Annotated in this window: 26 protein-coding genes; 15 read left to right on the top strand and 11 right to left on the bottom strand. The window is 58.5% G+C overall.

Going from position 1 to position 20,977, the window contains the following annotated elements; all coding sequences use genetic code 11:
- Positions 1-9: 9 nt before the first annotated feature.
- The 3 genes from AC5RUM_RS18450 to AC5RUM_RS18440 all read right to left on the bottom strand — a co-directional run bounded on the left by AC5RUM_RS18450 (position 10) and on the right by AC5RUM_RS18440 (position 2,433).
- A complete protein-coding gene (locus AC5RUM_RS18450; protein WP_494036313.1) occupies positions 10-474 on the bottom strand; it encodes a MarR family winged helix-turn-helix transcriptional regulator in 465 nt (154 codons plus the stop codon).
- Positions 474-1,613, bottom strand: a complete 1,140-nt coding sequence (locus tag AC5RUM_RS18445; RefSeq protein WP_494036312.1) for an LLM class flavin-dependent oxidoreductase — start codon at positions 1,611-1,613, stop codon at positions 474-476. The genes AC5RUM_RS18450 and AC5RUM_RS18445 overlap by 1 nt, the downstream gene beginning before the upstream one ends.
- A gap of 190 nt (positions 1,614-1,803) precedes the next feature.
- Complete coding sequence (locus AC5RUM_RS18440) at positions 1,804-2,433, bottom strand: recombinase family protein (protein ID WP_494036311.1); 630 nt, start codon at positions 2,431-2,433, stop codon at positions 1,804-1,806.
- A 271-nt stretch (positions 2,434-2,704) separates the two neighbouring features.
- Here AC5RUM_RS18440 and AC5RUM_RS18435 point away from each other — a divergent pair, with 271 nt between their 5' ends.
- Positions 2,705-3,115 (top strand): hypothetical protein, encoded by a 411-nt coding sequence (locus AC5RUM_RS18435; RefSeq protein ID WP_494036310.1) that lies wholly within the window; start codon positions 2,705-2,707, stop codon positions 3,113-3,115.
- An 84-nt stretch (positions 3,116-3,199) separates the two neighbouring features.
- On the top strand, positions 3,200-3,757 hold the full coding sequence (locus AC5RUM_RS18430) for a hypothetical protein (RefSeq protein ID WP_494036309.1): 558 nt from the start codon (positions 3,200-3,202) through the stop codon (positions 3,755-3,757).
- A 131-nt stretch (positions 3,758-3,888) separates the two neighbouring features.
- On the opposite strand, the gene AC5RUM_RS18425 is transcribed toward AC5RUM_RS18430, so the two are convergent.
- Positions 3,889-4,104, bottom strand: coding sequence for a hypothetical protein (locus AC5RUM_RS18425; RefSeq protein WP_494036308.1), 216 nt, complete (start codon positions 4,102-4,104; stop codon positions 3,889-3,891).
- A gap of 1,369 nt (positions 4,105-5,473) precedes the next feature.
- On the opposite strand from AC5RUM_RS18425, the gene AC5RUM_RS18420 reads away from it, so the two are divergent.
- The 3 genes from AC5RUM_RS18420 (at position 5,474) to AC5RUM_RS18410 (ending at position 6,577) form a co-directional block, all read left to right on the top strand.
- On the top strand, positions 5,474-5,938 hold the full coding sequence (locus AC5RUM_RS18420) for a hypothetical protein (RefSeq protein ID WP_494036307.1): 465 nt from the start codon (positions 5,474-5,476) through the stop codon (positions 5,936-5,938).
- Between the two features lie 171 nt (positions 5,939-6,109).
- The gene (locus AC5RUM_RS18415; protein ID WP_494036306.1) at positions 6,110-6,343 is read left to right on the top strand and encodes a DUF7336 domain-containing protein; all 234 of its coding nucleotides are present in this window, start codon (positions 6,110-6,112) and stop codon (positions 6,341-6,343) included.
- Between the two features lie 3 nt (positions 6,344-6,346).
- Complete coding sequence (locus AC5RUM_RS18410) at positions 6,347-6,577, top strand: hypothetical protein (RefSeq protein ID WP_494036305.1); 231 nt, start codon at positions 6,347-6,349, stop codon at positions 6,575-6,577.
- Positions 6,578-6,710: 133 nt separating this feature from the next.
- Here AC5RUM_RS18410 and AC5RUM_RS18405 read toward each other — a convergent pair whose 3' ends face one another.
- The gene (locus AC5RUM_RS18405; RefSeq protein WP_494036304.1) at positions 6,711-7,109 is read right to left on the bottom strand and encodes a hypothetical protein; all 399 of its coding nucleotides are present in this window, start codon (positions 7,107-7,109) and stop codon (positions 6,711-6,713) included.
- Positions 7,110-8,228: 1,119 nt separating this feature from the next.
- Here AC5RUM_RS18405 and AC5RUM_RS18400 point away from each other — a divergent pair.
- Positions 8,229-8,660: a hypothetical protein gene (locus AC5RUM_RS18400; RefSeq protein ID WP_494036303.1), complete on the top strand. Its 432-nt coding sequence runs from the start codon at positions 8,229-8,231 to the stop codon at positions 8,658-8,660.
- 1,260 nt (positions 8,661-9,920) lie between these two features.
- Here AC5RUM_RS18400 and AC5RUM_RS18395 read toward each other — a convergent pair.
- On the bottom strand, positions 9,921-10,313 hold the full coding sequence (locus AC5RUM_RS18395; RefSeq protein WP_494036302.1) for a hypothetical protein: 393 nt from the start codon (positions 10,311-10,313) through the stop codon (positions 9,921-9,923).
- Between the two features lie 333 nt (positions 10,314-10,646).
- On the opposite strand from AC5RUM_RS18395, the gene AC5RUM_RS18390 reads away from it, so the two are divergent.
- Both AC5RUM_RS18390 and AC5RUM_RS18385 read left to right on the top strand, forming a co-directional pair.
- On the top strand, positions 10,647-10,808 hold the full coding sequence (locus AC5RUM_RS18390; RefSeq protein ID WP_494036301.1) for a hypothetical protein: 162 nt from the start codon (positions 10,647-10,649) through the stop codon (positions 10,806-10,808).
- Positions 10,809-10,955: 147 nt separating this feature from the next.
- Complete coding sequence (locus AC5RUM_RS18385) at positions 10,956-11,513, top strand: hypothetical protein (protein WP_494036300.1); 558 nt, start codon at positions 10,956-10,958, stop codon at positions 11,511-11,513.
- A gap of 137 nt (positions 11,514-11,650) precedes the next feature.
- Here the strand turns inward: AC5RUM_RS18385 and AC5RUM_RS18380 are convergent, their stop codons facing one another.
- On the bottom strand, positions 11,651-12,556 hold the full coding sequence (locus tag AC5RUM_RS18380) for a hypothetical protein (protein WP_494036299.1): 906 nt from the start codon (positions 12,554-12,556) through the stop codon (positions 11,651-11,653).
- A 41-nt stretch (positions 12,557-12,597) separates the two neighbouring features.
- On the bottom strand, positions 12,598-13,032 hold the full coding sequence (locus AC5RUM_RS18375) for a hypothetical protein (RefSeq protein WP_494036298.1): 435 nt from the start codon (positions 13,030-13,032) through the stop codon (positions 12,598-12,600).
- Positions 13,033-13,330: 298 nt separating this feature from the next.
- Here AC5RUM_RS18375 and AC5RUM_RS18370 point away from each other — a divergent pair, with 298 nt between their 5' ends.
- The 3 genes from AC5RUM_RS18370 (at position 13,331) to AC5RUM_RS18360 (ending at position 14,557) form a co-directional block, all read left to right on the top strand.
- On the top strand, positions 13,331-13,567 hold the full coding sequence (locus tag AC5RUM_RS18370) for a hypothetical protein (RefSeq protein WP_494036297.1): 237 nt from the start codon (positions 13,331-13,333) through the stop codon (positions 13,565-13,567).
- 157 nt (positions 13,568-13,724) lie between these two features.
- Positions 13,725-14,129, top strand: coding sequence for a hypothetical protein (locus AC5RUM_RS18365; RefSeq protein ID WP_494036296.1), 405 nt, complete (start codon positions 13,725-13,727; stop codon positions 14,127-14,129).
- A 191-nt stretch (positions 14,130-14,320) separates the two neighbouring features.
- Positions 14,321-14,557 carry a hypothetical protein gene (locus tag AC5RUM_RS18360; RefSeq protein ID WP_494036295.1) on the top strand — a complete coding sequence of 79 codons (237 nt, stop codon included), beginning with the start codon at positions 14,321-14,323 and terminating at the stop codon, positions 14,555-14,557.
- A 770-nt stretch (positions 14,558-15,327) separates the two neighbouring features.
- On the opposite strand, the gene AC5RUM_RS18355 is transcribed toward AC5RUM_RS18360, so the two are convergent.
- Together AC5RUM_RS18355 and AC5RUM_RS18350 are read right to left on the bottom strand one after the other, a co-directional pair.
- On the bottom strand, positions 15,328-15,726 hold the full coding sequence (locus AC5RUM_RS18355; protein WP_494036294.1) for a ribonuclease E inhibitor RraB: 399 nt from the start codon (positions 15,724-15,726) through the stop codon (positions 15,328-15,330).
- Between the two features lie 87 nt (positions 15,727-15,813).
- Positions 15,814-16,512, bottom strand: a complete 699-nt coding sequence (locus tag AC5RUM_RS18350) for an SMI1/KNR4 family protein (protein ID WP_494036293.1) — start codon at positions 16,510-16,512, stop codon at positions 15,814-15,816.
- A 500-nt stretch (positions 16,513-17,012) separates the two neighbouring features.
- Between AC5RUM_RS18350 and AC5RUM_RS18345 the strand changes: the two genes are divergently transcribed.
- Positions 17,013-17,312: a hypothetical protein gene (locus AC5RUM_RS18345; protein WP_494036292.1), complete on the top strand. Its 300-nt coding sequence runs from the start codon at positions 17,013-17,015 to the stop codon at positions 17,310-17,312.
- 84 nt (positions 17,313-17,396) lie between these two features.
- Here AC5RUM_RS18345 and AC5RUM_RS18340 read toward each other — a convergent pair whose 3' ends face one another.
- Positions 17,397-17,588, bottom strand: a complete 192-nt coding sequence (locus tag AC5RUM_RS18340) for a hypothetical protein (protein WP_494036291.1) — start codon at positions 17,586-17,588, stop codon at positions 17,397-17,399.
- A gap of 1,115 nt (positions 17,589-18,703) precedes the next feature.
- Here AC5RUM_RS18340 and AC5RUM_RS18335 point away from each other — a divergent pair.
- The 3 genes from AC5RUM_RS18335 (at position 18,704) to AC5RUM_RS18325 (ending at position 20,690) form a co-directional block, all read left to right on the top strand.
- A complete protein-coding gene (locus AC5RUM_RS18335; protein WP_494036290.1) occupies positions 18,704-19,219 on the top strand; it encodes an RNA polymerase sigma factor in 516 nt (171 codons plus the stop codon).
- On the top strand, positions 19,216-19,977 hold the full coding sequence (locus tag AC5RUM_RS18330) for a hypothetical protein (RefSeq protein WP_494036289.1): 762 nt from the start codon (positions 19,216-19,218) through the stop codon (positions 19,975-19,977). Before AC5RUM_RS18335 ends, AC5RUM_RS18330 begins: the two co-directional genes overlap by 4 nt.
- Positions 19,978-20,525: 548 nt before the next feature.
- Complete coding sequence (locus tag AC5RUM_RS18325; RefSeq protein WP_494036288.1) at positions 20,526-20,690, top strand: hypothetical protein; 165 nt, start codon at positions 20,526-20,528, stop codon at positions 20,688-20,690.
- The last annotated feature ends 287 nt before the right edge of the window (positions 20,691-20,977 follow it).

Genomic DNA, 20,977 nt, shown 5'->3' with positions numbered 1-20,977 from the left:
CCGCCCAGGCTAGCGTGGCAGGGAGTTGCGCAGTTTCGCCGTCAGCCTTAGCAGCTCCCTCTGTTCGGCAGCCGTCAGCGCCGGTGAGATCAGCTCCGCGATATCCCGGACGTGTTCGCGGCCAATCTGTTTTTGCAGTTCCGCCCCTTCGTCCGTGAGTTTCACCAGGATGCCCCGTCCATCATCCGGGGCCTGCATCCGCGCCACCAGTCCCCGCTTTTCAAGCCGCTCAACCAGCCTGCTGAGGCTGGACTGGCTCAGCAGCACGTTGTCGTTGAGCTCGTTCAGGCGCAGCCAGCCGGAGGGGCACCGGGACAGCGTGAACAGGACGTCGTACTCATTCACGGCCAGAGCCTTGAAAGCCGGCCCCGACTGCAGGCGCCGCATCACGGCGACCTGCGCGCGGAACAGGGATTCCCAGGTCTCGGCCGCGAGACGCACCGGTGACGCCGCCGGCGTCGTCCGGGCGGCCATCACGCCTCCCGTGCCGGCGCCGAGGCGGAAGAAGCGGCAACGGCTTCCGTGCCCGCGTCCTCGGCGGCCAGCTTCGCGGCCACGCGGCCGGCATGGGTGGGCGGATCCGGGACATGGGCCGGCTTCAGGGCCGCATATTCCTTGCGCAGTACCGGCAGCACCTCTTCGCCGAACAGGTCAAGCTGCTCAAGAACGGTCTTGAGCGGCAGGCCGGCATGGTCGATCAGGAACAGCTGGCGCTGGTAGTCGCCGAAGAACTCACGGAACGTGAGCGTCTTCTCGATGACCTCCTGCGGGCTGCCCACGGTCAGCGGAGTCTGCGACGTGAAATCCTCCAGGGACGGGCCGTGGCCGTAGACAGGGGCGTTGTCGAAGTACGGCCGGAACTCCTTGACCGCGTCCTGGGAGTTCTTCCGCATGAAGAACTGCCCTCCGAGGCCGACAATCGCCTGGTCTGCCTTGCCGTGGCCGTAGTGCTCGTAGCGCTCGCGGTAGAGGCCGATGAGCTGCTGGTAGTGCTCCTTGGGCCAGAAGATGTTGTTGGCGAAGAAGCCGTCGCCGAAGTAGGCAGCCACCTCGGCGATCTGCGGCGTGCGGATCGAACCGTGCCACACAAAGGGGGCCACGCCGTCGAGCGGCCGGGGCGTGGAGGTGAAGTTCTGCAGCGGCGTGCGGAACTTGCCGGACCAGTTCACGGTGTCCTCATCCCAGAGCCGGCGCAGCAGGCTGTAGTTTTCGATCGCCAGTTCGACCCCGTCCTGGATGTTCTTGCCGAACCAGGGGTAGACGGGAGCCGTGTTGCCCCGGCCCAGCACCAGGTCCACCCTGCCGTCGGCGAGGTGCTGCAGCATGGCGAAGTCCTCGGCGATCTTCACGGGATCGTTCGTGGTGATCAGCGTGGTGGCCGTGGAAAGGATGATGCGCTCGGTCTGGGCGGCAATGTAGGCAAGGGTGGTCGTGGGGGAGGAGGAGAAGAAGGGCCGGTTGTGGTGCTCGCCGATGGCGTAGACATCCAGGCCGATTTCCTCGACCTTCCTGGCGATGGCCACCGACGCCTTGATGCGCTCGTTCTCGGTGGGCGTCCGGCCCGTCGTGGGGTCCGTGGTGATGTCGCTGACGCTGAATACGCCGATCTGCATGATGTGCCTTCCGTTGTCCGAACTGTTCCGGGCTTGCTTCAACTGTAACCGGATTTAGATGCATTTGCATCTACCAGTCCGTGTAACGTCCAGCACGGGAGGTTATTCCCACGCCTTCCCCCGTGCCGTGCGCCGGACCGAGCGCCTGCCGTGTGACCGTTGCTGAGAATGGCCCCCAGGAGGTGCGGCCCTACGGGGTGGTCTTGCCCTGGCGGTTATGGTCAGGCGCCAGCCGCGGCTCCTGCTTCTGGCGGGACCGCTCCAGCGCGCGGTAGACGGTGGAACGGCCCACGGAGAACAATTCGGCAATCTCGGACATGGTGTGTTCGCCATTGGCGTGCAGTTGAACCAGGTGTGCTTCCTGCCTGGACGAGAGTTTTGGCTTCTTCCCGCGCAGCCGGCCCTTGGCCTTGGCCACCCTCATCCCCTCCCGGGTGCGTGCGCGGATGAGGTCACCTTCAAACTCAGCGACCATGGCCAGGACATTAAACAGCAGCTTGCCCATCGGGTCGGTGGGATCATGAACAGAACCGCCGATGCTGAGTTTTACCCCGCGTGCGGCTAAGTCATCAGCGATCTGGTGAGCATCCCGGACAGAGCGGGCGAGCCGGTCCAGCTTGGTGACGATGAGCGTGTCGCCTTCGCGGCACGCTGCCAGCGCTTCACGGAGGCCTGGGCGGTTCGTGTTGCTGCCGGTCAGACCGTGGTCGACGTAGATCCGTGATGCCTCGATGCCAAGGGCTAGAAGAGCGTCCCGTTGCGCTGTGAGGTCCTGCTCGTCTGTGGAAACCCTGGCGTAGCCGACCAATAGTTCAGGCATGAGTAGCAGTGTCTCATATCACACCCCGTCCCCGGACGGGCCGCCGGACGGGTCTTGCGGGACACTGCTCGGACGATGCTCTATTCGCTCTGGTGGCTGCGGGGTTTGCCCGGTATGGGACCCTCTTTCGGGACGTTATGCGGACAGGGCCCTTTCGGACGTTTTGAAAGCTTTTACGACAAGGGGGCGGCATGGTTGCCATTGACGGCCACTTACTCAGGTGCGAAATTGATAGCGGCGTACAGAATTTGCGCTCTTCCGAGGGGGCGCGATGCACGGCAAGCAGTCCATCAGCTTCACATTTCCGGAAATCCACGAGTTTTGGGACCGTCTCGTCAGAAGGATGCTGATCAGCTCGGCACTCTGGCTGATGCTTATACTCGCGACCATCGGAACGAGACAGGGGATGGGAGATGGCCCTTACTTGGGCGTCCTCCTAGTGTTTGGCGGACTGCAATTAGCACTCACACTCGCCTATTGGAACCGGGAGAACAAGCTGATTCCGCGCATTAATGAGAGATTGACCGTCGAATTTATGCTGCGCACAGGCACCCCAACACCCCCGGACGACCTAGACATCCTTCAGGTTAAGCAGACCGTGACTGCGCGTGATGAAACTGGCGCCACTCACCGCTGGATCGTAAAACGCCGACGAGACGTGTTCACGCTCGCGTCCGCATAAAAACACGCTTCACGCAGGTTCGGCATGCGGCGGATCAGAGAAGCTTCTCCGCCGGCGGGAACGTTAGCGCGGGATACTGAATGCATGGAAAACGCAGTGTCCCGGCTCACCGTTGCGCCCTCGACCTCGAGCTTGGTTGAGTGGAATGGTGATCAGCAACGTGAGCGCCCGGTGGCATTTCTTGACTTCCTCGTAAACGATCGGCCAATCCGGGATCTGCTGGATGTCCCTGAGGACTGGGAGCAGCAGCCCCTGCAGGAAACCACGGTTCTGCGCGATGATTGGCTTCCAAAGGAAGTGATGGACTACCTGGACCGACTGCTTGGAGTCTTGCCGGGAGACTATGACGATGGGCGCGTTTCGCTTTTGGTCTGCCCAGTCTGCGGCGACCTGTGGTGCGGGGCACTCACCATGGAATTGACCCTGCTGTCGCAGACAGTAACGTGGCAGAATTTCGGCTGGCAGGGCGACGCCGACGATGACGAGCCTCAGCCATTCCCGGGGCGGTCTTTTACCTTTGACCGGACCGAATACGAGCAACTTCTTCGTGGCCTGCGAGAGCACTACAAAAAGCGGGCTCTCATACCTCAACCGGTCAGGTACCTACTCCGCCTGTTCGGCCTCGGATCCCCCACCAAATAGACGCAGCAGCACAGCAGCCAAGAAGGCCGGGCCCTCGAAGAGGGAAAGAGCCGCCACGGGTTCCCCGAAACGCCCTGTCCGGATGTAGGCGCCAGGCCCGCACCCCCGAAGGTCCTGCTCGGCCAAGCATCCTAGCTACCAGTTGCATCGCCCTTGAGTTTTCGTGCTTCCTGACGGTCTATCCTGCGGTTGTTGAAGATAGTAAAAGCAATGGCTGCTAAAAGAACCATCGGGGGCCAATAGCCAAAGCGGCTGTCATCTGAAACAGCTATGAATAACGAGATACACACGATCCCAGACAGGATAAGGGTCACAGTCGGTGTTTTCTTATCCCAAAAACGTGCCATTGGTCTTCCTTGACTCCCAAATGCCATCGAATGGATACGCGGCCCACCAAGGGGGATTAAGGCTCAAGTGTCCCTTACCTACACGATGAAGTCGATGGTGCCCCTGCTCCCCGCGCGAACCTCCCGTTGAAGGTTCCTGATGGGGGTCATGTCCAGCTTTTGCGTTTTCCGATCAGGTAGCCGCAAATCATTACAACAATGCCGCTAAGTACGATGACATATGCCCAGGCGTCGTTCGATGCGGACTGCAAAGCCAACATTGTCCCCAGGAGGGCGTTCACTGCGCCACACAGAGTAGAGCGGTTCCAATGCGTCGAGGCGTCATGCGGCCATCCTAGAGTTTGTTCGATGGGAACACTAGACAATGGGAATTGCTGTCCGTTCATCGTTGGCTATATGGCTCTACCCCGGTAGCTCAAGATGACTTTCTCTCGCGGAATCTTTCGATCTTCGGGAGTATGCTCAGGCCATGCTGCGAGCTCAGGGAACGGCCAAGAGGGCGAAATACCAGTGGATCGTTGGTATAAGTGTTCTTCCCCTTGCCTTGGGAAGTTGCGCAGTGAACCCTGGCGGTGCAGACCTCACCTCCGGCACATCCGACCGCTGGATCGTGGGCGTGTCCGGCCCGCGGAGCGGCGTGATCGACCCTTGCTTGAAAGACCCAATTATCGAAGAGTCAATTGCAAGCGCAAATCTGCCATCCACGCACTTGAGCATCAAACTCCGCGAAGCGGCGTAAAAAGGAGACGCTGTCCGCATCGCAGACTGCCTTCGTCGGAGCTTGAAGAGCGGAAATGTATCGATCATTAGCCCCAAAAATTTTTGAAGCATTCCTTCAGACTGACTCAGCGACCGTTCAGGGTTCCATGATGGGGCGGGGCCGAACGCTTTAGAGGTTTCGGCGGCTGTTGCGATCGAGCCGAAGGTTGTTAAGAAATGCCAGTAATGTAGCCGCTCCGAAGACGATTGGAATCCAAAGCAGGTGGCCTTTTCCGAGGACGGCAAGCGATAGACAAATAGTGACGAGTACAGACCAGATCAGCACACTATTCGGAGTTGGTTTATTCATCTGTTCGCTACAACCCATCCCTGGATCGCCGTAAGTATTGATAAGCAAACGATCCCGATCTCTGCCATCCCCGTCAATACTTGGCACGTAGGCGGGGCCACAGGCAGACTTGGCGGCACCTCTTGGCAACGCATGCTGGTGCATGGACCGGGCTAAGGGACCTACCTCTCGAAGAGAAACCGCCCGCTAAGCGTTCCTCTAAGGAACGACATAACCACGACGTCTGGGGGAGTGACCGCTGCGCCGTTGGAGGCAGCAGCCTCAGCCCTTTCAGCAGCCAGCCAAGATAATGTCAGTACTATGCGCGAGCCCCTGTTAGTCGTCTTCGGCGCCTTCTTCGTTGTCGGAGGCATAGCAACCTTTCTATGGATACGCACTCTAGAGCGCAGGGCAAGCCGCCAGGGTTGGACGGATCCCCGTCGGATGTTCGACAAACGTCGCCAGCTGCAGTTTGCTTTGTGTGTGGCGGCAGCCGCGGGCATTTACTTGCTTGCGATTTACGGGCTCGGTTTGCCTCCGGGCACCGCGAACACGAACGGATTTGGGCTGATGCTTCTTCTCGTCTCTGCGATTTGGTTTGTATTTCGCAGGGACATAGCGCGGTATCAATACCAAACCGCCATGACGATGTTCGGGCGTCCTCGACCCGAGCAGGATGAAGCGCAACGACAGATAAAGACAATGGAGTCCATCGGAATTGGTTTCAGCGTTTTGCTCTTCTCGACCGGGATTCTGTTGCTTACCTTGAACCTGGTGTTCTCGTAACGGAGGACCCTCTAAGACTGTCCGCTTAGGGTTGCTCAAGCGGAGAGTCGCCTTGCTGTTGGGGTGGCACCGAATTGAACTGCCTTCACTCCTCGCGGGACCACGACGCACCCAAACGTCTTGCCGGTAGGCTTCGAACTACTAACCGCGCTTGGGATAACAGAGGAACTAATGACGCGATCGGCTGGGCCCGTTTTCCTGCTGCTGCACACCCGCATCCATCCCGACCTATTCGCCGGCCGGGCATCTAAGGTCATCGGCGTCTTCAGCTCGGAGGAGAAGGCCTCAGACTCTTTGAGAAGGCATGCCCTCCTTGAGGGATTCAAAGATTCCCCGGAAGGGTTCGCAATTCACCGGATCGAGCTGGACAGCCTTCTGGCCCACCCGATCGAGTTATGGGAGTAACCGGTGAACCAAATCTTTAGCTTGTATAGAGTCCAGCAAGACGACCAGATCGAATCAGGGAACCCCACTCGTCTCCTGGGTTTCTTTTCCATCGAGGAACTCGCACAAATCGCCCTCGATGCGGTTCAGCGGCAAGACCCGCAGGCGGTGGGTGAATTGGAGATCGTCCCCCATGACTTGGATTTTGAAGAATGGAACGATGGCTTCGTAACTGAGTTTCCGGATTCTGACTAAATTCCACACAAGAGACGGAGCCACACCAAGGAGCCCGATCAGGGTTCCTCAGACGGATTCTCCCAGGGGCCAAAGAAACGCAAAGGCTGAATGCAAAGAGGCGTCAATGACTCCTCGTCGATCTGGTAGCGGTTCAGGGATTGAAGGTTGCGGTTCCCAGAGGAAGCGTCGACTGTCCGGCTGCGGCTCGTACTTCATTCAGCAGGTCCGTGAGCTTGCGATTGAGAACATCTTCGCCCCAGAAGAGCTTCTTGTTCACGTACCATCCGAGCCGGTCATAGGCGGAAGACTTGACCCTGGTTCCTTCCTCATCTGCGACCACTTGCACGGTAAGCCCAACAGGAAAGCTATTGGGTGCCAAGAGGAAGCCAAAGAGACGAAGCAGGAGATCCGATCCGGTGCGGACTTCAATACTGTTCTGAACCTGATTTGGTTTTAACCCAGCGGAACTCAAGCGATCGACGATGCGACGCGTAATTAAATCAACGTCCCCCGAGACCGTGAAGCTATCCTCCATGGTGTATCTCTTCACCTAAATGCTCCATCCCGGGTTGATGTCACAGAGCGCTATTGCCAAGTCCAGCCCACGATACCCGGCCCCGTAAAGCGGACCAGTCATAGGTGAGTAGGTGTCCGGCCGTTCTCTACGGGTTCTATGTCTTCAGCGGTGCCCCGTAGAACGTTCACCAAAGGAAGCGCCGGCGTTGACACCGGTCCTTCAGCGGTGCGTCCGGACAGTTTGGAAAACGAGTTTCCGTCAGACATAACGAAAAAGCAGGTAGGTTATGTCCATCTCCGCCCTGCCCATGATGTGGGTATCCACCAAGAGAACATGACCGTTTGGAGGCACTTCCTCCCACGCTGCTGATGCGTCACTCTGCTCGCCTGCCGCTAGGCGCGGCAACTCCAAATCGACGTGGAGAAAGCCTGCAACTTCCCGTGCGGTGAGCGACAAATGAGCCTCGAACGTCCTCCGCTCGCCAACGGGAGCTGAGGGGACGCCCAGCAAGGTTTCCGCCCCGGCTGAAACTGCTGCCAAGCTTAAACTTTCAAGCTGCACCGTTCCTGAGCCCAACAACTCCGCATGAGTCGATAACGTGATCCCGCCAGGAGCTGCTGGGACAAGAGCGATCCCAGTAAGCCATGAAGCCTTCTCTGCGGCTGTGGATGCTACGACAGCATGGACGCTTTGTGCACTGCTGGATCCAATGAGTATTCGCACCGCTAGCTCCTAGCACCTTGGGATTGTCAGTCTAACGGTGGTTCCACAGGCGGCATTTAGTTGATTCCTCCTAAAAGTGATAGCGAAGGTGCTCAGCGCCGGTCGGGGAAACGTCCGTTGGCCAGGATCTGGGCGCCGGTAGCGGGCGTTAACAGGTTCGACGGTGTTCGTGCTGCGAAACTGTCCGTTGAGCGCGTTCCGCTTGTCAGTCGTCGCGGAAGGCGTAGAGTCCTCTCAAGAAACGCCGACATGGTTGATGGCCTATGGGGGCATGCAGCAATGAAGAGGACTTGGAGCCGGAAGTTGAGTCGTCCGGGTTTCTGGTTACCCTATGCATTCCAGCTAATAGCAACAGCCCAGCTTTGGGTTGCCACTCAAGTGGCCCTTGTTCCCCAAACCTCCTTCCGGGATCATCTGTGGCCATGGTCAGTGATCTTTGCCTTTGGGGTCACTTTTCTTGCCCCGCTCCTCGGGCGGCTTATCGTCAAGGACGATGTCGCCGTCGAGGACGATACCCGGCTCAGCGACGAGCAGACGGCGGCATTGGAGCTGGCGCTGCGCACGGGCGTGCTTCCCGTCGCCAGTCTTTTTGCTGACTGGGGTCCCGCCCTAAACAAGAGGCGACGAGATCTGAAGTCTGGCCGCTGGCTGATTCCGATCTTGATGGTCGGAATTGTCGGCCTAAACTTCTATGACTCATTCGTTGACCCGGACGGTGCATGGTTTTACTGGATCAGTGCGCTTTTCTATGCAGTCATAGCCGTCAAAGGTGAAGCCACCACACGACAGAGGCTGCGGCAGATCCAGGCACTCGAGGATCAGCTCGACGCCCGCCGCGGCGGTCTTCCGAGTCACGGCTAGGCAGCGCCCGTGATTGCCTCCGCTAATTCTGTGGCTGAACATCGGCAAGCGAACCGGGTTGCTCGATCGAACCGATATTGCGAAAACGACATGTCAACTCCGAATGAAGGGGACGAGTCCCAGGACTTTGGACTGCCCGCCTAAGGAGGATTCTCGGGAACCCTAAACGCTCCGACGTTCTGGGTTCCGGAAGGGCAAACATGGACTAGACCTATCGAAGTGTGCCGTGAAGGGTTCCCGATAGGGACTGTTCGGTCGTCGTTGATTGCTTGGCGCTCAGGGGCCGTGAGCAGTGTTCGGATCGCCATTTACTCCGGTGATGGAGAGCAGTAGGCTCACGCACAACTCATTATTTGCCGCTACCACAGTCTGTGGAAATGAGTGAGGCATGAACCTAATACTCGTGATGACGGGAACCGTACTCGGCCTGGCTGCTGCCTTCTACGGCGCGAGCAAACCTCGCGTCAAAGGTGAACCCTTTGACACAAGGCGCAAGGTTTCAATAGCCATAGTTCTATTTGGTTTGCTCTTGGTCGTTTGGGGTGCAGTGCAAACAATCACGGCGAACTACATCAGATAGTGTCGGAGGTTCCTCTCGAGCCCGATTGAGGTTCGGCTGATGACCCAACTGACGCAACAGCCTATGTCCCATAGCCCCGCCGGCCGGATTCCGTCCTGTGTACCAGCAAGTCGATAAACAAGCCCAGGTCACTGCCGCCCTGGCCATAGTCGAAAAGCGTCGTGGGGACTCGGGGACGGCACGTTGCGTTGATTTCGGTGCCGTCTGCGGTCTCAGTGAATGTAACCTCGATGACCTCACCCCAGGTCCACAGATTATGTCGGACAAAAACCTTTACTCCGCCGCCGGGAGTCTCTTCAACTCTTGAAAACCTTCTCTCGCTCTGCACAACCGAGCGAATTTTTTCACGCAGCATTTCCGGAGAAAATCCCCAATTTAAGAGACCTGGATGCCCTTACACCTTCAACACGAACCCCCGCAGTTTGAGCAGCTGCCCTCCCGCGCTGAGTGCGGACCACCGCCATCGGGATCAGCACAATTAGGATCAAGAGGCCCACCCCAAGAGTTGCCAGGATTGGAAATGCCCACTCGGGAACCAACGACTCTTGCCCCAAAGTTGACCTCCTTCGCGAGATCCTCATGCTACGCTCAGCGGCGGCCGTTCGGACATCAAATTCCTGCAGCGTGCAAGGAAAGGCTTACGTGCAGGACGCCGAGATTTTGCAATCCAGCCTGACGTCTCAAGGGACAGGCCCCGGCGCGCGCGGGCCGGCAGTATCCGAGGAAGAGTCGTCCGGGGCGTCGTCGAAGAAACGTCGAGCCCGCGGCAGCCACAGTGGGCCGATGAGGACGATCGGGACCAGGAAGATTAGCCACCTCCACGACGGCGGCCAAGAGAAGCCGAACCCGCCCAGCACGATGGTGTAGCTCAGGTAGTAGCGCATGTTTTGGTCGCCGTCTTTGAGGGCTTGCACGAAGCTGGCACCGATCAGGGAAAATAGCAGCAGGATGAATCCGAAGAGCCAGGGCAGCCATGCCGGATTCGGTTCTGTCGCCATTTGGAAGATGGCCAGAGCGCCAAGGATGTCCATCACTGCTATGGCGGCCAACAACGCCCAAACAGCGAAGATCACCTCGAAGGGTGGCTTCCTTGCCTCCTTCCGGACACTCACCGGGCCTCAGCTCCGCTTGCCATGACCAGAGCGTAAACCATGGTCAGATACCAAAACAGCCCATCCAGAAGACCGGCACCTGGCCGGCCGCGTGCCGTTGCTTCTCCCAGCTACGCGTACTCCCCGCGGTGAATTGATTTTCGGTCCGCCCCTTTCGTTCCGGTAAAGGTTCCCTCAGGAAAATGGACTAGACCTGACGACTTGTGCCGTGAGGGGTTCCTTAGATGACCAACCGGTGAGCAGTGCTAGCCTCGGAGCCTGGGCAAGTAGACACACAGATAGTGGGGGCTTCGCATGGTGTCGGTCGGAATACTGGGGATTCTTTATTTCGTAGTGATGGCAGCCATCGCCATCATGGCGATCTACGCCTTAGTGCTGGTCATCATCTTTCTCCGCCTCCGAATCAAAGAACTCAAGGCGACGCAGAATACCGGCGAGGCAGGTCAGCCCAGGTAGCACTCGTGGGTTAGCTCTATAGAGGTTCGTCAATCGCAATGGGAACGTGAGCACGCATAGGTGAGGCACGTCCCGTTTTTGGTAAGGATGAAGTCCTTTGGCAAGCAACCCATCCGACCTCTGGTGTCTCCTGCGATACTGATTGGCATGGGAAGCGGGAAGCGACAATTGAGCGTTGGGCCTGCGACTGCCTTCTACGACGATTATTCGCGCAAAGACAGGCACCAGATCGATTTTCTCGACTTCTTCGTTGACGGCCAACCACTCCGGGAGTTGCTCATCGTGCCGGACGAGATGGCGAAGCCGGAGCAGGAGACTACGGCACTTCGGGACGACTGGCCCCACGCCGCCGTGGAGCAACTGGACCGTCTGTTGTCCCTCACGCCGGCTGACTTCGCTGACGGACGTGTCTCACTCCTAATATGCCCTGTGTGTGGCGATCAGGCGTGCGGTTCGATGACCATGGAGCTGAGAACGACGGCTGACACCGTTACTTGGCAGCGGTTTGGGTGGCAGGATGGCATTACCGACGAGCCACAGCCCTGGCTGTTTGAGGATCAGACGTTTGCCTTCGATCGCGCTGAGTATGAGCGGCTCCTGCAAAGCCTCAGGGAGCGCTATCAATCAATGGTGGCAGAGGACGACTCCGATTCCAGACCTTCGATGTTCACACGTCTATTCCGCCGCCGCGATAGACCTGGATAAAGAAACTGACAGGACGGCCGACTGCATTCGACGGAAGGCGCAGCGGAATACCAGCCCGTCCCGCTTAGCGTTCCACAGATGGGGCTTGTCTAGGTCCTATGGCGGCCGGCCTTCAGGGTTTCGTCCCCGTGTTCCGCTCAAGCGGCCGGTTGTGCCGCCGGAAGGAAGACCTCAGAAGATTGCTGTAAGGGCCAGCCCGCTGGGAGGGCGGGTAGGTCTCCTTCGAAGAGATACTGTCGCCGGAGTGGCAAGCCGAGGAATTTGGTGCGCAGCAAGAACAGACTCTCTGAGCGGAGCCGGGTGAAAAAGCTATCCGCCCATGACTCTAGGCCGTGGACCCACACCGGGAATTCGAACAACTCGATCTGGCCCTTGAATTCGACGACGGCTGTGTCGTGTTCCGCGGGCGACAGCCTCACATAGTTCTGTTGGTACGTGAGGCTCACGGCGTCTCCCGCGTCCGAACCAAGCTTCAGCGGGCATCCCGGTGTCGATACCAGCTCACTGGCGTAGAGCTCCAGCATTTCGAATACGCGGCCACGCCAAAGATGGCTATGGTCAGCTTTCCTCTCCTGGCCGTACTTCAGACACTCTAAGAGCGCAGGATGCCCTGGTTCCCGCCGCGCAGCCAAGCAGTGCAGGGTCCAGTCCAGCGCTGCCAGGCCATCGTCATGTGCAACTGCGAAGCCAAACGAATCTTCTCCGGTCTCGATGAAAAGCCGAAGGGATTCGCCGGGGCCTTCGGTGGAATCCGTGCCTCCGTTTACGATTCGGGCTGAGGACACCGATTTCCCACCCCATAAAACCTCGCCGCTGTCCTTGCTATCCCAGCGCAATTCGAGCTGATGCGGCGCATCACTGGTCGAGCTGGCGAAGAAATGAGCCAGCCATGCTCTCGGGTCTGACCTAGCTACCACTGACCGCAACTCCCCAGCTGACGAATGGCGTGAACTCTCATCCGCGAATTCTCTCATCGCATGCATCAAGGACGAGAACCTCAAAGTCCTTTCCGGAGGGAGGGAGGCAACAGGACGGCGTGCCATAGAGGGTTCCTCGAAGAGCACGTCAGCGGCGGAAAGAACCACTAACTTGAAGTGCTGTCGAGTCCCTGCAGCACTGTTTGCAAGTCGCGTTTTGACTGCCCGAAATCGATGACCGCTGTCCGCTGCTTGTGACGGCATTCAGCATCGACTCGGGTCCCGCCGTCCGTGCCTTGAAGGGTGATGATGATCCTTTCGCCCCAGGTGAATGCGGAAACACGAGCTTCTATCAGGAGCGTTGTGGGGTCTTCAGCGAGCAGGTGGAATCGTCGGTCACGGCGGATGTTGCCCTTGATGATCTCTTTGACGGCATCCGGAGTAGCCGAGAGTGAAAACTTGGCCGTGGTGGTTGCCCCTGTGGTTTCAAACCTCCTGTCACTGCCAGTCGAAAATCCTTTGGAAGCCAAGACCAGTCCGACGACTATCACGGCTATCGGCAACAGCACGACGATGGAAGTCGTTAGGGCACCCAGGTTCATGGCCACCCCTACGAAAATCACCAGCAGTGTATAGACGGCGACTGCAACCAGATGACCTCTGCGGATCCCTGTCCTTGTTATAACTCCCGGCGTTTTCGGCAAAGCGTCAGCCTCCCAAGATCCTTGTAGTAACAAGATAGGGGCCGCGGCATTATGAGCACCAGTTGTCAAAAGGAAACCCGAAAAAACTTTCTGCTATGGCCCTCCGGCCACTGTAGCTATGCGGCTCACCCAGTGGTGTAGCGCATAGGGTTCCTCAACCGATGCCAAATGCAGCTCTGTCGATTAGCCTCAGGGCATGGACAACCAGGAATATTCGGCCATCCGAAAGCGATGGATTATCGGCGACATCCTGTGCGCGGTCGGTGTCGGCCTGGTCGGGGGCATGATTAGCGCTGACGGCAGATTGGGGTTCTGGTCTATTCCCGTCATTGCTGTCCTGACAGCGGCCGTATTTCTCCCCCGTGGCATTAGGTGGAAGCGCGAACGCGAGAAACTAAACGGCCGGCCTCAGGGCCCAAATACGGACATCTGACATCCCCTAGCCTTGTACTCGTCCCGGCAACGGTTCCGCGAAGGCCATACCCATCATGTCGCGAGGTCTCTAAGTGCCCTTATGGCGCAAGTTCTCGCCAGTACGATGAGCAGCATGAGATTGAAGACACCCGTTGGGAGGGGAGGAACCACAGCGGATGACAAGTGATGAGACGCACCCATACCCCGGTCTAGTTGAGATTGCGTCAGAAGTGCAGCGGATCATCGACGACTTACCCGAGGGCGTGCGCGGAGCAATGGATCTATGCAAACACCATGTGCATATGAAACTACAAGGGCCAAAGTCGCCAGCGTTTGACGTCGTGCTCGGTGGTGAAGCTCCTGACATCGTGTATGACTCACGGTTCATCGAACGTGCGACGATCGGTAGCGACATAGAGGAACACTTTGAATTTGCAAGAGAGACCGCCAGTGAAATAGTCGACTTCATTCTGAGTGGGAGGAAGGCCACTGAGCGCAAAAGCCGCATCTTCGGGCGGACCTACCTACACGTACCCTTGTCCAATGGCGCTGAGTGGAAGATGAAAAAATTCTCTTTTTGACCCGCGTTTGCCTTTTCAGTCAGCGCGCCCGGCGGTTAACGTGCTCGACGCGGCATCGATGAAGGGGCACGTCAAGCTTTCCCACGCCTAGCTCCTAGGACACTCGCGAACGGAAGGAACGGCCCGGTAAGAGACTGACCGGTCTACGTTACCCAATGGTCTTCCTAGCCCTGGGGCCGGTACCGTGAACCATGACAAGCAAGAAGAACCCGTTGGGTGTCTCTCCTCGCCGAGCCGCCCACTGGATGGCCATTCTCGCGTGGGGCGCGGGTTTGCTCTCTGCGGTGAAAACAGCCTTTGACATCACGAATAACGAACTCTCCGTTGTCTGGATAGTTCTGACCCTGCTGCTTTTTGGCCTCGCCTTCTTATATACATTGATTTGGCGGAACGCCAAGCCAGATCCGGGAAAGGGCGAGCCTGGTTAGGCCCAACTATCCGCACGCCTCGAATCGCGGGTCAAGCCTTCAGGATCTGAAACTAGACTGGATAACTAGCGCCGGCAGAAGCGCGAAGCTCTCTGGCAGTTAGCAACGTCCGCTGATGGTTCCATGAATGGCTGAATTTCACGCCGTAGGAATGTGTGGGGAGCCACACATCTCGATGCCGAAGGGCATGATAGGAAGATGTGGAAATGGCGGACCGTCCCTCTCAAACTTGATCCCCAGTGGCGAGCTCGGAAAGCCCGAGTGAAGGAGCTGGAATCCTTGCCCGAGCCAGAATATGGGTACGGACCGAACTGGGAGGCCATCACCGCCGGCCGGCGTGAGTTCACCGGCAGGGTACTCGAGGGCCCGTACGTAGGCTGCGACGTATTAGTCCAGGTTTATGGTGACCCCGCGCTGAACCGAGAGTACAAACCAGCAGATTTTTCATACTCGGCTGATTACTGGTTGGTCTATAGGGATAATGCCGGTCCCGGCGACGACGACCCTGACTCATGCTTCAACAGCCTGGAGGAGCTACAGGAGTGGTTGGGTGGCACGCCCATCGAATGGCATTCACCGTATGTCTCGCTCGCACGAATAGGGCGACTCCTGGGTTACGACGGGAAGCAAGTACCGTAGCCGTTACAGATCCAACTCGAATGCCCACGACCCGTTCCCGAGGGGAAAATGGACTAGACCTAGCGGCCTGTGCCATGAAAGGTTCGTCAAATGCACGCAGGACGGAATGGCCTCTCGTACATATTCAGGTCTTAGCGGCGAGGAAAAAGACGCTGGAGCCATGAGGGCAGCCGGGCACCAGCTGTTCGCGGCGCGTCCACTACCTCAGCTCCCCATCCGTCATAGTCGCCGCCATGGCGCTCAATAATGGATGACACCTCCTGGACGAAGCTGTTCACGCTATCAGAGTCGACCGGACTGATTTTTTGGACTTCCAAGAGGAAAAGGTCATCTTCTTCGACGACTTCTGTGGAGTAACCCAGAGCTGCAAGTTCCTCGCCGGCTTGTGATGCTGCCTCCTTATTCGGGAAAACACCATCGTGGTGTATCTCTCGTGCTACTTCGAGACGGTCACCAATTTCAAGGCGCCGTTTGATCTGCTTTGCGGAAAGTTCTACTTGGTGACTGAGCTTGTCCAAGGGGTCTGTCATGGACATAGTCTAGGGCGGGCGAGGCGCCGGCCCTGGGCATCGCACCGCAGCTGGCCGCGACTCGCCTTACCAACGTCCCGATGCTCGTTACGGCAACTGGAATTCCCAATGCAGACTGCCATCAGTCACCACGGGTCGTGAGGAGAAGACTGGCTGTCCGGTGCGCAGGCTGGTGAGCGTTTCCCTCAGGAGCACTTCAGTGGATGGCCATATGGCCGGACGCCAATCGGCCTCATCCTTGAAATACTCGCTGACGCAGCCGTGCTGCCGTCCTGATCTGAGATCGACGAACAGGTAGTCGCCGGCGTTGTTGTCTGCAATGGGCAAGAATGGCGAGATAAACATCCATGCGCGGGTACCTGCTTCATCAGCTTCAGCCTTTGCTGGGTCGTAGGGTTTGTGGGGTTCTGGCGCAGGGACCCTGCTGTGGGCTTCACCGAGCGCCCGTAGGTTTAGGTGCAGCGGGGACCTTTGTTGCCGTTCAAATTCTTCATTCATGTCGGCCCCGACTTGCGCCCAGATGTCCAACATCATTTGTCGCGTCTTCTCAGCTTCTCCTAGGGGAAGCGGCCGGTAGCGAGGGAAGATGTATCCCGCTGTTGACGGTTCCGTGCCATCGAAGAGCCGATACAGGGTCGACAAATCAGTGGGCCAACCGTTTGGCGCGGCTTGCTCAAGTGAGCGAATTAGAGGTTCCGGTGCGGGTGTTCGGATGGTTCTGGCAGTCATGGGCGCGTTGATTTCGAGCCAGCTGACGATGTCGATCCAGAGTTCTTGTGTCCCCATGCGGCGAATTTACGCTCATTTGGTACCACCGGGCTATAGACCCTACTTAAGGTTCCGTGGTGGAGGCACCTGCACGCCGGAGTCGGAGCAATCTCCTGTTAGTGGTTTGCCAGCGGGATCTGTGCTTGCGCACGCTTCTGACACCGTCCCCATCTCCTGGCTTTGCTCCCGTGCGGAAAAAGGGACTAGGAAAAGCAGTATTGCCAAGGCTGGCACTCCGATTGCCACGACGAGAGTATTTCGGCTCCGTCGTCGAAGATGCGTGTTCTCCCGCGTCTCCGCCATAAGAGGGACACTAGCCCTCCGGATGCAACCAGGGAAGAAACTGCATGGAAATTCCAGATGGGAGCATTCGCGGCCAGTCCGAAGCTGAAGGGACAAAGCCCGTCCCCTAAGAGGTATCAGTGCTGCGAGCAAGAGCCGTACTGCTTGTACGTCATCCCGCCGCGTGCTTAGGTGAATTAACGGCGGCAGCAGCGGCCCGGGGTTGGGGGAAGAAGATGGCTAGAACTGAAACATCGTCGATGTACAAGCGGACACTGCGAGCAGGAATCACCGTAGGCTTGGTCGGTATTCTCATCATGCTGTTCTCAAATGTGTTCATGCAGACTATCGGCACCGTCACTTACAACGGCACTAACGGCTTCTTTTTCGCCTTGACCCATATCTATTTGCTCGCCCCGGTGGCTTGCATCCCCTTTTCGGCGGCCCTTGTTTCAGCCGCCCTGGTGATGCGCCACTTGGACACCGCTGGTGTACGGCCGGCTGGGCAGCATCCAGCAGACGAAAGTCGAGCCTGAAGCGCAGGCGCTTGTTGCGCAGCTCCAGCATTCGCTGATTCCGCTCAAGGTTCCGCAATTGGCCCGGCATAGCCGCTGGAAACTTCAGCGGGTGACGAAAGAAAGCGAGTCTTTGCCGTTCGTCCAGGTCAAGGTGTTGTTGCTGTATCCCAGCCCCACATCGCCCTCAAGGAATTCAAGGACCCAGTCCCGCCTCTCCCCGAGGCCCTCGATGCAGCCTGAAGCCCCAAGCGCCCGCTGCCCCGTCAGGCGCATGGTGCTGCCACTGATAGTCACAACGGCATCAAGGGGACCACACGGCATCACAACCGTCAGGTAGGTATCCCCATCGCGTTTGGACAGTTGTGCCGTTACCTCCCCTGCAGTTAGCCACGAGATTGGTGTGCCGTCATCAGACCCGGCGGTGCTGGTGTATTTGCCGCAAGGGGCCTCAGACACGAATTGGGCGCATTCACTGGATGACGTCGGTGATGTCTGCCTTGGGTTCGGGGCCGCCGTGCTAGAACCGCACGAGGCAACCGTGAGTCCTGCGAAAAGAACAGCAGGAACGCAAGCAAAAAGCTTCTTCATAGCCCCCACCTACGCCGAGAGATTTCTCGAAGCGTATACCGCCACAAGCGTTTTGTCAGAAGAAGGACAAGCTTGAGACAAAAGGGGCAAAACCAACGTGGCGGTTCCTCAAACGGCGACGGCGAAAACACCAGTAAGGCTGCGATTGAACACGCCACTTTCCGCTGGCAGTCACAGCACAGGAGTTTGACCGGATTAAAGCCAGCGGTTGATTCCTTGCCCCTACTTTTGTGGCCCGAGGATCGGGACAATCATGGCATGAGACGCACAAGGGAGATCCGCCTGTTCACGGCCACATGCGTTCTGATTTTCTCTGTCGGTGCCTGTGGAAGCGTCGGCAGTAACGGGGCCGGAGAAGAGTGGCAGGAGCCGCCCCTACCATCCGCAGAGCCGTCCCCGGAAGTCAGTGGCAGTCTCATCCGCGACAAGTGCCAGGAGACACGACAGCTTCCAACCAATTCAACAGAATCGATTGCCCCCGCCGCCGGCTCTCCGACCGCATCCAGTTGCGGCACAAGCTTCCTTCCACTGACCAAGAATCAAATGATCAGCGCGACTCCTATGCCGATGCCACTTCAACCAATCCCGGAAAGTCCAAGGACACCCTAGTCGACCGGGAGATACCAACGGAACTGCCATATGAGGGTTCCCCAACCGGATCAGGTTGACCGCTCGTATCCGGGACGCGTGGAGAAGGTCTTTTTTGGTTTAGTGAAACCTTTTTGGGTGTTCCCGGACAATACAGTGCATGGGGACAGTCAAATTCTGAGGACGATGAGCTATGGTCGCGTAGCCTTGCCGGCGATGGTGCCGCTTTCTCCGTGCTGTATCGCCGGCACCGGGACCGGGTTCATCGTCACGCGTACCGCATCTCCGTAGGCCACCACACCGCCGAGGACATTACTGCCACGGCGTTCCTTGAGCTCTGGCGGCTAAGAGACAAGGTCCGGCTGGTCGACGGATCGATACTGCCCTGGCTGTTGGTCACCACCGTCAATGTGGCCCGCAATAACAGCCGCGCGCTCCGGCGACACCAAAAACTCCTCGAATCTCTTCCGCGTTCAGAGGACGCACCGGATGTGATGGATGAATTCTTTGTCGGCAGTCCCCAGGATGCCTTGGACAGGGACCTGTCTGAGGCCCTGCGATCGCTGAACCTCACCGACCAGCAACTTGTCAGCCTCGTGGTCTTCGAGGGTTACACCGTGGCCTCGGCCGCCAAGTTGTTGGCGATCACGCCCTCGGCAGCAAAAACCCGCATGCATAGGGCCCGTCAACGGATGAAACTCTCCATCGGGCACCCCTACGTTCCAGCAATGGAAGGAAATCAGCGATGAATGGCCTGCACTTCGATGAGCGGTTCAGTGATGCTCTGGAGGCAGAACTGGTCACCCGCGTGCAACAGACGGCCCGGGCTAAGTCCCGAAGTGGTGCCCGGCTGTGGGGTGCGGGGATAGTCGCCGGTGTGGCCGTCCTCGGCGGCGTCGGTGGCGCTGCGGCAGGGATCCTCGTACTACCAGGGGGCGAAAAGGTGACCCCGCTAGGGTCCGCTGTCCAGGGGACATACACGGGCCAGGCGACCATTGACTTGGGGGCGGCGCCGGAAGGAACAACCGGTGTGCAGGTGGAGCTCACCTGCCTGAGCCCGGGCAGTTTCACCTATCCGGACGGCGCCTCCAGCAACTGCACCCCAAAAGATGTCGGCGGCGAAACTAGCGATGCCATATACACCGTGAAATATGCCGCTGGGATGGAACACTTCACCATCGTCACGGAACCGGACACACGATGGAAGCTCACAGCCAAGTACGTTCACGGCGAAACCACCGACTGGGCCCGCAACGCAAAAGGCGAAACATATGGCGTGATCAATGAACGCGGCGAACCGGACCTCATCGCCGTCGCGGCCACCACAGGACAGTCCGGCTACGTCTACAAAAGCGATCTGAAAGAAGCCAGCGGCAACCTCGAGGGAAAAACATTCAGCAGCCCTGAAGAGGCGATGGCCTGGATCGACGCCCACCGGGGGAAGCCCATTCCGGTCTACGACAAAGAGGGCGAAACAAAAGTCGGAGAGTTCATCAGCGGCCGGTGACCTGCCGATCCCACCTCAACCCTTCCATCCGTGTTCGTTCAAGGTTCCCAAAATGGCAGCAGCCGCGGCGGGGTAGCCCTATTCCGGACCGATCAATAGCATGAGGTGTGGCTGCGCCAAGTGGAGGTTCAAAGTTGATCAGGCGCCTAACTGTTGTCCTGCTCGGTCTCTCTCTTTTCGCTACGTCTTGTGCCGGAATGGGGCAGGCGGGTCCGGGCGGTGAAGCTGCCCAGCCGCCCAGCCAGGAGCCGACGCCTACGCAACCGCCTACTGACTCACTGGTCAGTCCTGAAGCTGCGCCTGCGGACGGAGCGATCTCTCATGCGGCCAGCACGCTGAGTGGGGAGCTGGCAGGGGATGCTCAGTTCGCCTCAGTCGAAGTGATCGAGGGGAACCGGATTATCGTTCATTGGCACGGCCAGGTAAGCGCGAAGCTACGGGACCTGCTGGCCCGGTTTCCAAGCGTCGATATTTCAGTCCAGCCAGCCGCCTGTTCGCCTGGGAAACTTAGCGATTTTGCCAGCGAGCTGTGGGCCTCCGACCCTGCTGTGAACATCACGTCGGTATCGCCTGACGGTTCACACCTGACCATCACGCTGGATGAATCAGTCAAGGCCACAGCGGACATCCCCAGCCTCGAGCGCAAGTATTCAAAGGCAGCTGGGTGCCCGGTCAAAGTGGAATTCGGCGGTGTTGCCCCGCTCGACGGTTAATCCGCACGCAAATACTGGACGCGGTAAGGCACCCCCCGACCTGCATCATCCGCAATCTCCGCGCGGTGTCCGCTAAAGGTTCCCGAAGGGAAGCAATGGACTAGACCTAGCGAACTGTGCCGTGCAGGGTTCCCCAAACCCGCCGCTGCATTGAGGTCACCCTCGCATCTCACGGCGCTGCTCCCACGGCACTGCTGGCTTCACTCAATCAGTCGACCGGACAGCATCGACCCTTCGGAGCCTTAGGGCCACCCCGGCATGGGCGCGGGAGACGCGCTTCTCATGCG

The organism is Arthrobacter sp. B2060, from assembly GCF_059090445.1.
This window is presented reverse-complemented; position numbering and strand designations above follow the sequence as displayed.

Coding starts and splice junctions, on each gene's coding strand:
- AC5RUM_RS18450 (WP_494036313.1), bottom strand. CDS start 474: ATGGCCGCCCGGACGACGCCGGCGGCGTCACCGGTGCGTCTCGCGGCC.
- AC5RUM_RS18445 (WP_494036312.1), bottom strand. CDS start 1,613: ATGCAGATCGGCGTATTCAGCGTCAGCGACATCACCACGGACCCCACG.
- AC5RUM_RS18440 (WP_494036311.1), bottom strand. CDS start 2,433: ATGCCTGAACTATTGGTCGGCTACGCCAGGGTTTCCACAGACGAGCAG.
- AC5RUM_RS18435 (WP_494036310.1), top strand. CDS start 2,705: ATGCACGGCAAGCAGTCCATCAGCTTCACATTTCCGGAAATCCACGAG.
- AC5RUM_RS18430 (WP_494036309.1), top strand. CDS start 3,200: ATGGAAAACGCAGTGTCCCGGCTCACCGTTGCGCCCTCGACCTCGAGC.
- AC5RUM_RS18425 (WP_494036308.1), bottom strand. CDS start 4,104: ATGGCACGTTTTTGGGATAAGAAAACACCGACTGTGACCCTTATCCTG.
- AC5RUM_RS18420 (WP_494036307.1), top strand. CDS start 5,474: ATGCGCGAGCCCCTGTTAGTCGTCTTCGGCGCCTTCTTCGTTGTCGGA.
- AC5RUM_RS18415 (WP_494036306.1), top strand. CDS start 6,110: ATGACGCGATCGGCTGGGCCCGTTTTCCTGCTGCTGCACACCCGCATC.
- AC5RUM_RS18390 (WP_494036301.1), top strand. CDS start 10,647: ATGGTGTCGGTCGGAATACTGGGGATTCTTTATTTCGTAGTGATGGCA.
- AC5RUM_RS18385 (WP_494036300.1), top strand. CDS start 10,956: ATGGGAAGCGGGAAGCGACAATTGAGCGTTGGGCCTGCGACTGCCTTC.
- AC5RUM_RS18380 (WP_494036299.1), bottom strand. CDS start 12,556: ATGGCACGCCGTCCTGTTGCCTCCCTCCCTCCGGAAAGGACTTTGAGG.
- AC5RUM_RS18375 (WP_494036298.1), bottom strand. CDS start 13,032: ATGAACCTGGGTGCCCTAACGACTTCCATCGTCGTGCTGTTGCCGATA.
- AC5RUM_RS18370 (WP_494036297.1), top strand. CDS start 13,331: ATGGACAACCAGGAATATTCGGCCATCCGAAAGCGATGGATTATCGGC.
- AC5RUM_RS18365 (WP_494036296.1), top strand. CDS start 13,725: ATGACAAGTGATGAGACGCACCCATACCCCGGTCTAGTTGAGATTGCG.
- AC5RUM_RS18360 (WP_494036295.1), top strand. CDS start 14,321: ATGACAAGCAAGAAGAACCCGTTGGGTGTCTCTCCTCGCCGAGCCGCC.
- AC5RUM_RS18355 (WP_494036294.1), bottom strand. CDS start 15,726: ATGACAGACCCCTTGGACAAGCTCAGTCACCAAGTAGAACTTTCCGCA.
- AC5RUM_RS18350 (WP_494036293.1), bottom strand. CDS start 16,512: ATGGGGACACAAGAACTCTGGATCGACATCGTCAGCTGGCTCGAAATC.
- AC5RUM_RS18345 (WP_494036292.1), top strand. CDS start 17,013: ATGGCTAGAACTGAAACATCGTCGATGTACAAGCGGACACTGCGAGCA.
- AC5RUM_RS18330 (WP_494036289.1), top strand. CDS start 19,216: ATGAATGGCCTGCACTTCGATGAGCGGTTCAGTGATGCTCTGGAGGCA.